Genomic DNA, 12,321 nt, shown 5'->3' on the forward strand with positions numbered 1-12,321 from the left:
GCCTACCGCCGGGACGCGGTGCCCGTCGCGTCCCGGCACAGCAGCCGCAGTGAGCCGTGCCCGGACCAGCAGCGGCGGGCCTCGTCGATCGGGTCCCACAGGCGCCCGTCGGGCGTGCGGATCCAGTGCTCGCCGTCGCCCGCCCACCACTCGGCACCGCAGTGACGGGCCATCACCTCACCGGCGTAGGCGCCGAAACCGCGCAGCACCTCCCGCACCGCCGCGTACGGCGCGCCCTCGCGCCGTATCTCCTCGATCATCCGGTCGATCCTCCACAGGCTCTGCGCCGAGTAGTCGAGGCGCAGCCGTGCTCCCTCGCGCATGGTCGCCACTGTGTCCGCCGCCCAGCGCACCGGCTTGGCCGCGGCGGAAGGCCTGGTCTCCGCTTGAGTCGTCACACTCGGGAAAGCGCTCGGGAGAACCGTTTCGTCACCCCGATCCGGCGGCTTCCCACAAGCGGCGCAGGACCACCCCATCGCGTCCGGTGGACACGCACAGGACCCTCGCAGGAACGGCGTTTGGGCCGGCCGGGACCGCGGGAGCGCGCCCGCGGCCCGCCTCAGCCCTGCTGCCGGCTGCGGCGCGAGACCACCGCACGCAGCACCCGGCGGCCCTCGACGGAGATCTCCAGGGCCCGGCGCAGTCCGGCCGGCCCGTGCCCGGCGAGGACCTCCAGGACGGTCACCTGGCGGCGCAGTTCGGCGGCGACGAGCGGTGACATGCCGTCCGTGCGGCCCTCGCGGCGGGCGTCGACCGAGCCGGCCTCGTCCTCGGCGGTGTCGAGGAGGCGGTGGATCTGCAGGGAGGCCACCGAGCAGGCATCGGCCCACAGCCGGACCGGGCCGCCGCAGAGCTCGGCCGGGGCGTCCCGGAGCATCCGGTGGGCGAGTACGGCGGCCTCGTCGCCGACGCCCGGGGTGTCCAGCTTCGCCCGGGTCTGCTCCAGCCGTTCGCCCCACTCGCCCGCCCCGGCAGCCTCGGTGAGACTCGCCCAGAGCGGCCGCAGCACCTCGTCGTCACCTCCGAGCAGGGGCACGCACCGATCCAAACAAGCCAGACCGCTCGCGGCCAGCCCGCGTTCGTCGGCCTGTGCGATCAACTCCACCAGACTCATCCACGCCTCCCTCCGCGGGCCTCCACCGGGGCCCTGCCAGGCCGTTCCCGGCCACGCCCCTCACGGATCCCGCACTTTGCCTTACTGCGTGCGACGGACCGGGAGTGTCACAGGGGGACCCCGCCCAGCCGGTCGAGGAAGCGGAAGGAGACGTTTTCGGCCAGAGGATCGGGGTCCGAGGTCAGTACGTCGGCCAGGGCGCCGGCGTTCACCTCGTGCCCGGCCCCGGCGGCCCGGCGGACGGCCCCCTCGGCGGCGTCGCGCGGTTCGCGGAAGCAGTCCTCCAGCGTCAGGCCCTGCCCGCCGCCGCCCACGTGCCCGGCCATCGCGGACCGGACGAGGCAGGTCGTCCACGCCCCGCTCCCCGGGGCCGCCACCACCACGCAGGCGCTGTTCATCACCACCCGAACGGCGCGGGCGCCCCCGTCTGGCCGACGGGGGCGTTCATGCTCCCCGGGCCGCCGTCGCGGCCGGCGTACTTCCCGGACCTGCCATCCGCCCGGCGCCGACGCCCGCCGGGGCAGGACGCCGCGGGCGCCCGCCGGCGCGGCGCGGCGCGGTAGGCGCCGGCCTGCGCGGCGATGCGGGCGCGGGCGAAGGCGGCGATCGCCTCGCTGCCGCCCTCGCGGTCGCCGATCCAGCGCGGGGTCAGGGCGCCGCGGGCGCCCTGACCCCGCGCGTCCGTCCCGGCCGGCGGCCGGTCCCCACGGCCCACGACGAAGTGACCCCGGCGGCCCATGTCCGGTCGCCCCCGGCCTGTCCGGCTCGGCTCCCGCCGCGAGGCCACCACGGCCGCACGGGCGTCCGCACCCCGCCGGGGCAATCGTGCGCCGGTCAGCCGAGCCTGTCCGCCAGTGCCCGGAACTGCGTCCAGGTCAGTTCGGGCTTGTCCGGGTCCCACAGCTTCTGCGCGGTCGCCCGCAGCGGCATCCGGATCCCGGCGGCGACCTGCGCCTCGGTCTGCGCGTTCGCCAGATCGCACCAGACGGCGAACGACCCGCCGAGGATCTGCCCGTCGTAACGGGCGGGCACGGCCGCGGTGCCGCGCAGCACCCGGGGCGTCCACTGCTCGTAGATCCGCTGCCCCGTCGGATAGACGAAGGTCTGCGGCTCGCCGAGCACGTAGTACAGGAACTCGTCGTTGTAGTTGATCACCTTGCGGCCGGCCTCCAGGTACTCCAGAGGCGCCCGGGCGCCGATCTCCTTGCCCGTCCAGTAGGCGACCTGGACGTCCTCGTCGGCCTGCACGGACCCGCCGCGGAAGAAGCCGTCGTTCCAGGCCCGCGGGACGCGCTGGTGCTCGCGGACGGTCGCGGCCCGGTCGTTCAGCCAGCCGGTGGTGAGGTCGGCGACGGTGGCGCCGGAGCCGTACTTCTCCCGTGCGGCGGCGGCCAGTTGCGGGAAGGACGCCTCGGGGTCGGAGCGGACCAGCGCCTGGTACTCGTCGGCCCCCAGGTGCCAGGGCCTGCCGGGGAACAGCTCCGCGTACTCGTTCAGCAGGTCGTCGACGATGTCGGCGCTCTCGGCCTTCGAGATGTCGACGGCGCCCTGCACGGGCGACCCCTGGACGGTGCGCAGTTGCAGGTCGGGGTGGGCGTCGAGGACCGCGCCGAGGTGCCCGGGCGAGTCGATCTCGGGCACGATCGTGATGTGCCGGCTCTCCGCCAGGTCGATGATCCTGCGCACCTGCGCCTTGGTCAGGTGCTGCTCGGAGACGACCTCCGGGTGCGTGTCGGACTCGATCCGGAAGCCCTGGTCGTCGGAGAAGTGCAGCCCCAGCTGGTTGTACTTCAGGTCGCCCAGCTCGCGCACCCGGTCCTCGATCCAGCCGGCCGTGAAGTTCTTGCGCGCGATGTCGAGCATGAAGCCGCGCACCGGCTTGGCCGGCTCGTCCTTCACCACGCCCTCGGGCGCGGTGCCGCCGTCGTGCGTCTCCTGCTTGAGGGTGCGGGTGCCGTAGAAGACGCCGGCCTCGGCGGGCGCGCTGATCTCCACCCGCCCGTCGCCCACGGTCATCACGTACGACTCGGGGTTCGCGCCCTTGCCGTCGTTCAGCGTGAGCCGCAGGTCCCCCGCGCGCCGGTCGCCCTTCTCGCCCGCGTACGACAGTCCCAGCTCACCGGCGACCAGGCGGCCCTCGTCGGCCAGGGCGGGGTCGTTCACGACGACGCGGTCACCCTTCTCGGGGCGCCAGCCCGGCCCGCGCGCGGGGGTGTGCTCGCGCACGGCGGGAATCGTCTTCGGGGTCTCGGACAGGGGGTGGGAGCGGCTCGGACTCGGGCTGGCGTCCCCGTCCGGTCCGGTGGTGCTCGGCGCCGCGGCCGCGCCGCGGGTGGATGCCGCCTCCGGCCCCGTGGACCCGCCGTCGCCGCCGGCGGCCGCCCAGAGCCCGAGGCTCACGCCGGCCGCGACCACCACCAGGGCTACCGCCATGGCCACGACCAGCACCTGCCGCTGCTTTCCCTGCTTCGCCGGAGCCCGGCGCCTGTGCTGACTCACACCGCCAACCTAAAACCCGATCCGGTACCGCGCGCGTCCACCACGCGTTCCGAAACTCTCTCTCCCGAGTGAAATTCGGGCATCCGTCGGACACGCCCCGGTCGCACTCGATAGCGTGACGTCACAACTCTCACAGAGTGCCCTGCTGACACACGTGACGCCCACGAGGACCCACGCTGCCCGCGTACCGTCTCCCCGATCTCCCCGGCCGGCTCGACATACCGGTGGAGTCCTTCAACGCGGCCTCCACCGAGGACCTGCGCCGCTGCCTGCTCTCCTGCCTGCACAGCGCCCGGTGGTCCCGGCGCGTCGCCGACCACCGCCCCTACCCCGATCTGGACTCCCTGCTGGCCGCCGCGGACGAGGCGGCCTACGACCTGACCTGGGCCGATCTGAGCGAGGCCCTGGCCGCCGAGTCCCTGCCCGCGCTCCCGCCGGACACCTACTCCGCGGCCCACACGGCCCTGGACGCGGCCCACGCCGCCTACGAGGCCCGATTCGGCCACGTGTTCGTCATCTGTCTCGACGGGGTGTCCCCCTCCGAGGTGCTGGACCGCCTCCTGGAGGCCATCCGGTCACGATTGGCGAACGATCCGGAGGAGGAGCGAGGGGTGGTCGCCGACGAACTTCGGCGCCTCGCGAGGGAACGGCTGATCAGCGCCTTGAGGCGCGCGGGGGACCGCGCGAGCGACCACGACGCACCCGCACCCGGCCGATAACCGGTCGTCCCACTCCCCTGGCCGCACTAGCCCACCCGTACCTCTTTGCGTGCCAGTTTGATCACACCCGGGGACCCCCGCTCAGCCCCGCGCCGGCGCCTCGCTACGATGCTGGGGGCCGGTGGACCGTACCCGGCCGGGCCCGACCGACAAGGAAAGCCGGCGCGGCCCCAATCACCGCTCCCGGAGGAAACTTCCGTGCCGGCTGGAACGCTGTACCGCGGCCGGGAAGGAATGTGGTCCTGGGTGGCTCACCGAGTCACCGGCGTCCTCATTTTCTTCTTCCTGTTCGTTCACGTGCTGGACACCGCGCTCGTCCGTGTGTCCCCGGAGGCCTACGACAAGGTCGTGGCCACGTACAAGACGCCGATCGTCGCGCTGCTGGAGTACGGCCTCGTCGCCGCCATCCTCTTCCACGCGCTCAACGGCCTGCGTGTCATCGCCGTCGACTTCTGGATCAAGGGCGCCCGCTACCAGAAGCAGATGCTCTGGACCGTCGTCGCCCTGTGGGTCGTGCTGATGCTCGGGGCGATCTACCCCGTGCTCGGCCACGCCGCTCGTGAACTGTTCGGGAGCTGACGCAGATGTCCACGACTGACAAGACCGCAGCCGGCGTGGGCCCCGTCGAGGGCGGCGCCGTCTACACCGTCGACAACCCGGCGCCCCTCATCGAGGCCCCGCGCAAGCGCACCAAGAAGTCCCCCAAGTCCGCCCGGGGCAACTTCGAGCTGGCCGCATGGCTCTTCATGCGCCTGTCGGGCATCGTGCTGGTCGTGCTGGTCCTCGGCCACCTGCTGATCCAGCTCGTGCTGGACGGCGGCGTCTCCAAGATCGGCTTCGCCTTCGTGGCCGGCCGCTGGGCGTCCCCGTTCTGGCAGGTCTGGGACCTGCTGATGCTGTGGCTGGCGATGCTGCACGGCGCCAACGGCCTGCGCGTGGTCATCAACGACTACGCCGAGCGCGCGCAGACCCGGCTGTGGCTGAAGGCTCTGCTCTACACCGCCACGGTGTTCACCATCCTGCTGGGCACGCTGGTGATCTTCACCTTCGACCCGAACATCCGCTAGGCACGGGGCTGCGAGAATCATGAAGATCCACAAGTACGACACCGTCATCGTCGGCGCCGGTGGCGCCGGTATGCGCGCCGCCATCGAGTCGACCAAGCGCAGCCGCACCGCCGTGCTCACCAAGCTCTACCCCACCCGCTCCCACACGGGCGCCGCACAGGGCGGCATGGCCGCCGCGCTGGCCAACGTGGAGGAGGACAACTGGGAGTGGCACACCTTCGACACGGTCAAGGGCGGTGACTACCTGGTCGACCAGGACGCCGCCGAGATCCTGGCGAAGGAGGCCATCGACTCCGTCCTCGACCTGGAGAAGATGGGCCTGCCGTTCAACCGCACCCCGAACGGCACCATCGACCAGCGCCGCTTCGGCGGTCACAGCCGCAACCACGGCGAGGCCCCGGTCCGCCGTTCCTGCTACGCGGCCGACCGCACCGGCCACATGATCCTCCAGACGCTGTACCAGAACTGCGTCAAGGAGGGCGTGGAGTTCTACAACGAGTTCTACGTCCTCGACCAGCTGATCACCGAGGTCGACGGCGTCAAGAAGTCGGCCGGTGTGGTGGCCTACGAGCTGGCCACCGGTGAGATCCACGTCTTCCACGCCAAGTCCGTGATCTACGCCTCCGGCGGCTGCGGCAAGTTCTTCAAGGTGACCTCCAACGCGCACACGCTGACCGGTGACGGCCAGGCGGCCGTGTACCGGCGGGGCATCCCGCTGGAGGACATGGAGTTCTTCCAGTTCCACCCGACCGGCATCTGGCGCATGGGCATCCTGCTGACGGAGGGCGCCCGCGGTGAGGGCGGCATCCTGCGCAACAAGGACGGCGAGCGCTTCATGGAGAAGTACGCGCCGGTCATGAAGGACCTCGCGTCCCGTGACGTCGTCTCCCGCTCCATCTACACGGAGATCCGTGAGGGCCGCGGCTGCGGTCCCGAGGGCGACCACGTCTACCTCGACCTCACGCACCTGCCGCCGGAGCAGCTGGACGCCAAGCTCCCGGACATCACCGAGTTCGCCCGCACGTACCTCGGCATCGAGCCCTACACGGACCCGATCCCGATCCAGCCCACCGCGCACTACGCCATGGGCGGCATCCCGACCAACGTCGAGGGTGAGGTCCTGGCGGACAACACCACGGTCGTCCCGGGTCTGTACGCGGCCGGCGAGGTCGCCTGCGTGTCCGTGCACGGCGCCAACCGCCTGGGCACCAACTCGCTGCTGGACATCAACGTCTTCGGCAAGCGGGCCGGCATCGCCGCGGCGGAGTACTCGCAGAAGGCGGACTTCGTCGAGCTGCCCGAGAACCCGGCCGAGCTCGTGCTGGAGCAGGTGGAGCGGCTGCGCAACTCCACCGGCGCCGAGCGCGTGTCCGAGCTGCGGCGCGAGCTGCAGGAGACCATGGACGCCAACGTCATGGTGTTCCGCACCGAGCAGACCATCAAGACGGCGGTCGAGAAGATCGCGGAGCTGCGCGAGCGCTACAAGAACGTGGCGATCCAGGACAAGGGCAAGCGGTTCAACACGGACCTGCTGGAGGCCGTCGAGCTGGGCAACCTGCTCGACCTCGCCGAGGTCATGGCCGTCTCCGCGCTCGCCCGCAAGGAGTCCCGCGGCGGTCACTACCGCGAGGACTACCCGAACCGCGACGACGTCAACTTCATGCGGCACACCATGGCGTACCGCGAGGTCGGCGCCGACGGCTCCGAAACCGTCCGTCTCGACTACAAGCCGGTCGTCCAGACCCGCTACCAGCCGATGGAGCGTAAGTACTGATGGCTACCCCTGTTCTGGACAAGGAAGACGCGGCCGGCAAGCCCGAGCCCGGTTTCGCCGACTCCCCCTACATCACGGTCACCTTCCGGGTCCGCCGCTTCAACCCGGAGGTCGCGGCGGACGCGACCTGGGAGGACTTCCAGGTCGAGATCGACCCGAAGGAGCGCGTCCTGGACGCCCTCCACAAGATCAAGTGGGACCTGGACGGCTCGCTGACGTTCCGCCGCTCCTGCGCGCACGGCATCTGCGGCTCGGACGCCATGCGGATCAACGGCAAGAACCGTCTGGCCTGCAAGACGCTGATCAAGGACATCAACCCCGAGAAGCCGATCACGGTCGAGCCCATCAAGGGCCTGACGGTCCTGAAGGACCTCGTGGTCGACATGGAGCCGTTCTTCCAGGCGTACCGGGACGTCATGCCCTTCCTCATCACGAAGGACACGAACGAGCCCACGCGTGAGCGGCTGCAGTCCGCCGAGGACCGCGAGCGCTTCGACGACACCACGAAGTGCATCCTGTGCGCGGCCTGCACCACGTCGTGCCCGGTCTTCTGGAACGACGGCCAGTACTTCGGCCCGGCCGCCATCGTCAACGCGCACCGCTTCATCTTCGACTCGCGCGACGAGGCCGGCGAGCAGCGCCTGGAGATCCTCAACGACCGCGAGGGCGTGTGGCGCTGCCGCACGACCTTCAACTGCACGGACGCCTGCCCGCGCGGTATCGAGGTCACGAAGGCGATCGCCGAGGTGAAGAGGGCGCTGATCACGCGCCGCTACTGAGCCGACCGCTCGACCGAGAAGGCCCCGACACCGCTGGTGACGGGGCCTTCTGGCATATGCCGCACCATCGGGTGAACGCAGCGGAACGGGCCGCACGGGCGGCGGCCGTCCTCGAGGTCACCTCCGGCAACTGGAAGGACGACCTCAAGATCAAGGTCGCCGCCTATGCCGAGGCGAAGGTGCCCGTCTACGTCGTCGTGGACCGCAGGCACCAGCGCCTCCACGTCCTGACCGACCCGGTGGGAAGCGGTTACGAGAACCACCGCCCGCATGCCCCCGGCGAGCTCGTCTCCCTCCCCGACTCCATCGGCGCGAAGGTGACTCTCGACGTGGCGGCGATTCCCACGGCGGGGCAGGCGAGGACGAGCGACTGAGGCTCACAGCCGGCTCAGGATCGACAAATCCGTGATCTTCGTGTCCGCCGCCAGCAGCATCGCCTTGCTGAGGATGACCGACAGCATGCGGTCGCCCTCGAAGGGCAGGTAGCCCGTCCCCTGGGCCTTCGGGTCGGACTTCGGGACGATGCAGAGGTACTGGTCGTTCGGGGTTCGGCCAGGCGCGGGACCAGGCGTTCCAGCAGGACCCTGCGGGTCTCGGCGCTCTGGTCGAGCTCGCCGTAGCCGTACGACGTCCAGTACTCCCGGAAGCGGCCGCCGGGACCGCCGTCCTGCCAGGTCGGGTCGTTGCCGATGCCGGCGACGCCGACGAACAGGTCGACGTCGCGCAGGACTTCGGAGAGGACGAGGGGCGGGATGTCCTCCAGCGGGACGGGCTCGGCGGGATCCCGGACAGTACCAGCCGCCACTGACGATCACCCCGGCCCTTGTGTTGAACACGTTCAAAAAGAGGTCTACAGTCGTCCCCGACAGCGATTTGAACGTGTTCAAGAAGGGTGGGGGCAATGGACCGCACGGTCGTCGCCTACGTCATCTACCTGCTGGTCAGCATCGGCCTGACCATCTGGGTGGCCCGTACGCTCAGCCGGAACGGCAGGATCTTCCTCGCAGACGTGCTGCACGGCAACGAGAAGCTCGCCGACGCCGTCAACCACCTCCTGGTGGTGGGCTTCTACCTCGTCAACCTCGGGTTCGTCGCGCTGTACCTGAGCGACGACGAGACCATCACCGACACACGCGGGATCTTCGAGGCCCTGTCGACCAAGCTCGGTGTGGTGCTGCTGGTGCTCGGCGTGATGCACCTGGCCAACGTCTACGTGCTCAACCGGATCCGGCGCCGGGGCGCCATGGAGCGGGAGCAGGTGCCGCCGGTACCGCCGCAGGGCTGGGTCGCCCCGCAGGCCCGGGCCTGAACGGAGCCCGGCACATGAACGCCACCGCCCCCGCCCCGGTCCGCCGGCTCACCGTCCTCTACGACGCCGAGTGCTCCCTGTGCGCGTTCCTGCGCGACTGGCTCCTGCGCCAGCCGCAGCTGGTGCCGCTGGCGCTGGTCCCGGCCGGCTCCGAGGAGGCCCGGCGGCGCTTGCCCGGGCTGGACCACGCGGCGACCCTCGACGAGATCACCGTCGTCGGGGACGCCGGGCAGGTCTACCGGGGCCCGGCCGCCTGGGTCGTCGTGCTCTGGGCGCTGCGCGGGCGGCGGCCCCTCGCCCACCGGCTGAGCACCCCGTCCGGGGCCCTGCTGGCCAGGGGCGCGGTCCTCGCCGCCGCCAAGTGGCGCGGCGCGCGGTGGAACCGGCCGCAGGGCGGAGCCGGGCAGTGGGGCGGCCGGGTGTACCGGCGGACGGACGGCTGGTCCTACGACCCGGACGCCGGCTGGACCCACACCGCCCCGGGCTGCGCCGACGGCACCTGCGCCCCCCGGCGTGCACCGGGGGGCTGACGTTAGGCTCTCTTCCCGTGCCCGCGAAGAACGACGGCCCCGACGACGGCGCCACCCCGACCAAGTCCGAGCAGACCCGCGCCCTGATCCTGGAGACGGCCATGCGGCTGTTCCAGGAGCGCGGCTACGACAAGACGACGATGCGGGCCATCGCCACGGAGGCCGGGGTCTCCGTCGGGAACGCGTACTACTACTTCGCGGGCAAGGAGCACCTGATCCAGGGCTTCTACGACCGGATCGCCGCCGAGCACCAGGTGGCCGTCCGGGAGATCCTGGACCGGGAGACCGATCTGGAGGCCCGGCTCGCGGGGGTGCTGCGGGCCTGGCTGGACATCGCCGCGCCGTACCACGAGTTCGCGGTGCAGTTCTTCAAGAACGCCGCCGACCCGGACAGCCCGCTCAGCCCCTTCTCCCCCGAGTCGGAGCACGCGCGCGAGGAGGCCATCAGCGTCCACCGGGACGTGCTGGCCGGGGCGACGAAGACCAAGGTCCCCGAGGAACTGCGGGACATCCTGCCCGAGTTGATGTGGCTGTCCCAGATGGGGCTGTGCCTGTACTGGATCTTCGACCGGACCGAGGGCCGCGAGCGCAGCTACCGCCTCGCCGAGCGGGGTGCGCGGCTCACCGCGCGCGGTGTCTCCCTGGCCCGCTTCCGGGTGCTGCGCCCGCTCGTGCGTGAGGTGCACGAGCTGTTCACGGACTTCCTGCCGGGGATGACGCGGGCGATCCCGGACCCGGCGGCCCGCCGCGAAGGCACTGCGGACCGCGGCGGCTCCTGAGGCCGGGCGCCCGGAGGACGGCTCGCGGGGCCGGTCACCGGCCGCCGGAGCCGCCCTGGGCCGCGCGACCCACCGAAAGGGGCGCCTACGCCTGCTTGGAGGCCAGTTCGATCACCGTGATGTCCGAGGGCGCCCCCACGCGTGTGGGCGGGCCCCAGGCCCCGGCGCCGCGTGAGACGTACAGCTGGGTGTCGCCGTAGCGCTCCAGGCCCGCGAGGGTGGGGTTGGCGCCGGAGGCGATGAGGTTGCCGGGCCAGAGCTGGCCGCCGTGGGTGTGGCCGGAGAGCTGCAGGTCGACTCCGTGCTCGACGGCGTCGTGGATCTGCACCGGCTGGTGGGCGAGCAGCACGCAGGCGCGCGTGGTGTCCCGGTCGCCGAGCGCCTTCACGAAGTCGGGGCCCTGGCCGTCGTCCTCGCCGGCCACGTCGTTGACCCCGGCCAGGTCGAAGTGGGGCATCTCCCTGCGGGCGTTCTCCAGGGGGGTCAGGCCGAGCCGCCGGACCTCATCCAGCCACTGCTCGGCGCCGGAGAAGTACTCGTGGTTGCCGGTGACGAAGTACGACCCGTGACGGGCCTTCAGCTGCGCGAGCGGGGCGGCGGCCGGGCCGAGGTCCTTCACGCTGCCGTCGACCAGGTCGCCGACGACCGCGATGAGGTCGGGCTGGGTGGCGTTGACGGTGTCGACGACCTTCTGGGCGAAGCCGCGCCCCAGGACGGGCCCGAGGTGCACGTCGCTGACGACGGCGATCCGGTAGCCGTGCGCGGCGCGCGGCAGCTTGGCCAGCGGCACGGTGACCCGCTTCACCTTCGGGCCGCGCAGGACGCCGTAGGTCCCGTACCCGACGGTGCCGACGGCCGCTGCGGCGGCCGTCCCGGCGACGACCCGGGAGACGAAGAGGCGGCGGGAGGGGCCGGCGGGCGCGGCGGGGGCCGGTTCGGTGGCAGTGGGCGGCTCGGTGGGGCCGCCGGCCGCGGGCGCGGCATCCGGCTGCCGCCTTCCGGCCGCCGCGGTGACGGCCGCTCCTCCGGGCACGGCGACCGGCTCGGTCTGCGCGGGGGCCGCCGTCTCCGGCTCCGCCTGCCCCCCGGTCCCGGCCCGCCGTCGCAGGAACCGGCCGAGCAGCGGCCGGAGGAGCTCCCCGGCCAGCACCGCCAGCAGGAGGTATATCGACAGGGCCAGCCAGAGGAAGCCCGGCCAGGCGAGGGTCCGCTGGAGCCAGAAGGGGGCGCCCGAGCGCTCGGCGACCAGGGCGGCGATCGCCAGGACCCAGCCGCCGGCGATCAGGGCCGCGCCGGCGCGGCGGGTGAGGCCCGGGCCGCGGGTGGTGTCGCGGAACAGGCGGCGCCACACGTACCAGTTGGCCGTCACGACGACGGCCAGGACCAGCAGGGCGACGAGCACGAAGACGATGGCCACGGTGTCGTGTCTCCCGATTGCCGTTATGACGTCCGGCGCAGTGCGCGCAGACCACGCAACCCGATGGCCCCGACAGCCGTCCCCCATACGAAGGAGACGACGGCGAGCAGCAGGTGCACCCAGAAGTAGGCCGTGGGACGGCCGTCGTCGAAGGCGAGCCCGCTGCCGTCCTCGGCCAGGTTCTTGACGAAAGTGATCCAGATGACCCAGCTCCACACCCCGAAGGCGAGCAGGAACCAGGAGACGGGGCGGCTGAGCTTCATGCACCCAGTATCGCCAGGGCCTGTCCGGTTCCGTTCGCGGGGTGGGGCCGGGGACGGGACTTACCCCCGCA

15 protein-coding genes and 2 pseudogenes are annotated in these 12,321 nt (G+C 71.8%); 9 read left to right on the plus strand and 8 right to left on the minus strand.

Features of this window, described 5'->3' with window-relative positions; translation table 11 throughout:
• Nucleotides 1–2: 2 nt before the first annotated feature.
• From Q5694_RS11590 to Q5694_RS11605, 5 genes are all read right to left on the minus strand, one after another.
• Nucleotides 3–398 (minus strand): hypothetical protein, encoded by a 396-nt coding sequence (locus Q5694_RS11590; RefSeq protein WP_333932569.1) that lies wholly within the window; start codon nucleotides 396–398, stop codon nucleotides 3–5.
• A gap of 161 nt (nucleotides 399–559) precedes the next feature.
• Complete coding sequence (locus tag Q5694_RS11595) at nucleotides 560–1,114, minus strand: hypothetical protein (protein WP_333932570.1); 555 nt, start codon at nucleotides 1,112–1,114, stop codon at nucleotides 560–562.
• A 107-nt stretch (nucleotides 1,115–1,221) separates the two neighbouring features.
• Nucleotides 1,222–1,512 (minus strand): hypothetical protein, encoded by a 291-nt coding sequence (locus tag Q5694_RS11600; RefSeq protein ID WP_443040849.1) that lies wholly within the window; start codon nucleotides 1,510–1,512, stop codon nucleotides 1,222–1,224.
• Nucleotides 1,512–1,853 carry a hypothetical protein gene (locus Q5694_RS34815; protein ID WP_443040850.1) on the minus strand — a complete coding sequence of 114 codons (342 nt, stop codon included), beginning with the start codon at nucleotides 1,851–1,853 and terminating at the stop codon, nucleotides 1,512–1,514. Before Q5694_RS34815 ends, Q5694_RS11600 begins: the two co-directional genes overlap by 1 nt.
• A gap of 95 nt (nucleotides 1,854–1,948) precedes the next feature.
• Nucleotides 1,949–3,547, minus strand: coding sequence for a beta-N-acetylhexosaminidase (locus Q5694_RS11605; protein WP_333932936.1), 1,599 nt, complete (start codon nucleotides 3,545–3,547; stop codon nucleotides 1,949–1,951).
• Nucleotides 3,548–3,837: 290 nt separating this feature from the next.
• Between Q5694_RS11605 and Q5694_RS11610 the strand changes: the two genes are divergently transcribed.
• The 6 genes and pseudogenes from Q5694_RS11610 to Q5694_RS11635 form a co-directional block, all read left to right on the plus strand.
• Nucleotides 3,838–4,332, plus strand: coding sequence for a 2-oxo-4-hydroxy-4-carboxy-5-ureidoimidazoline decarboxylase (locus Q5694_RS11610; protein ID WP_333932571.1), 495 nt, complete (start codon nucleotides 3,838–3,840; stop codon nucleotides 4,330–4,332).
• 198 nt (nucleotides 4,333–4,530) lie between these two features.
• A complete protein-coding gene (sdhC, locus tag Q5694_RS11615; RefSeq protein WP_037670267.1) occupies nucleotides 4,531–4,911 on the plus strand; it encodes a succinate dehydrogenase, cytochrome b556 subunit in 381 nt (126 codons plus the stop codon).
• Between the two features lie 5 nt (nucleotides 4,912–4,916).
• Nucleotides 4,917–5,399, plus strand: a complete 483-nt coding sequence (locus Q5694_RS11620) for a succinate dehydrogenase hydrophobic membrane anchor subunit (RefSeq protein ID WP_333932572.1) — start codon at nucleotides 4,917–4,919, stop codon at nucleotides 5,397–5,399.
• 19 nt (nucleotides 5,400–5,418) lie between these two features.
• On the plus strand, nucleotides 5,419–7,173 hold the full coding sequence (gene sdhA, locus Q5694_RS11625) for a succinate dehydrogenase flavoprotein subunit (RefSeq protein WP_333932573.1): 1,755 nt from the start codon (nucleotides 5,419–5,421) through the stop codon (nucleotides 7,171–7,173).
• A complete protein-coding gene (locus Q5694_RS11630; protein WP_333932574.1) occupies nucleotides 7,173–7,952 on the plus strand; it encodes a succinate dehydrogenase iron-sulfur subunit in 780 nt (259 codons plus the stop codon). Before sdhA ends, Q5694_RS11630 begins: the two co-directional genes overlap by 1 nt.
• A 107-nt stretch (nucleotides 7,953–8,059) precedes the next feature.
• Nucleotides 8,060–8,326 (plus strand): annotated as a pseudogene (locus Q5694_RS11635) (Uma2 family endonuclease); the annotation flags it as partial.
• A gap of 3 nt (nucleotides 8,327–8,329) precedes the next feature.
• On the opposite strand, the pseudogene Q5694_RS11640 reads toward Q5694_RS11635, so the two are convergent.
• Nucleotides 8,330–8,736 (minus strand): annotated as a pseudogene (locus Q5694_RS11640) (DUF7737 domain-containing protein); the annotation flags it as partial.
• A gap of 117 nt (nucleotides 8,737–8,853) precedes the next feature.
• Here Q5694_RS11640 and Q5694_RS11645 point away from each other — a divergent pair.
• Genes Q5694_RS11645 through Q5694_RS11655 form a run of 3 tightly spaced genes read left to right on the plus strand, consistent with a single transcriptional unit; the run spans nucleotide 8,854 to nucleotide 10,570 of the window.
• Nucleotides 8,854–9,261: a hypothetical protein gene (locus Q5694_RS11645; RefSeq protein ID WP_333932575.1), complete on the plus strand. Its 408-nt coding sequence runs from the start codon at nucleotides 8,854–8,856 to the stop codon at nucleotides 9,259–9,261.
• A 14-nt stretch (nucleotides 9,262–9,275) separates the two neighbouring features.
• Complete coding sequence (locus tag Q5694_RS11650; RefSeq protein ID WP_333932576.1) at nucleotides 9,276–9,791, plus strand: thiol-disulfide oxidoreductase DCC family protein; 516 nt, start codon at nucleotides 9,276–9,278, stop codon at nucleotides 9,789–9,791.
• Between the two features lie 17 nt (nucleotides 9,792–9,808).
• Nucleotides 9,809–10,570 (plus strand): TetR/AcrR family transcriptional regulator, encoded by a 762-nt coding sequence (locus tag Q5694_RS11655; RefSeq protein ID WP_333932577.1) that lies wholly within the window; start codon nucleotides 9,809–9,811, stop codon nucleotides 10,568–10,570.
• Between the two features lie 85 nt (nucleotides 10,571–10,655).
• On the opposite strand, the gene Q5694_RS11660 is transcribed toward Q5694_RS11655, so the two are convergent.
• Both Q5694_RS11660 and Q5694_RS11665 read right to left on the minus strand, forming a co-directional pair.
• The gene (locus Q5694_RS11660) at nucleotides 10,656–11,987 is read right to left on the minus strand and encodes a metallophosphoesterase (RefSeq protein ID WP_333932578.1); all 1,332 of its coding nucleotides are present in this window, start codon (nucleotides 11,985–11,987) and stop codon (nucleotides 10,656–10,658) included.
• A 23-nt stretch (nucleotides 11,988–12,010) separates the two neighbouring features.
• Nucleotides 12,011–12,250 carry an SCO4848 family membrane protein gene (locus Q5694_RS11665; RefSeq protein WP_333932579.1) on the minus strand — a complete coding sequence of 80 codons (240 nt, stop codon included), beginning with the start codon at nucleotides 12,248–12,250 and terminating at the stop codon, nucleotides 12,011–12,013.
• Nucleotides 12,251–12,321: the final 71 nt, after the last annotated feature.

Source organism: Streptomyces sp. AHA2 (assembly GCF_036857595.1).
Classification (GTDB): Bacteria; Actinomycetota; Actinomycetes; order Streptomycetales; family Streptomycetaceae; genus Streptomyces.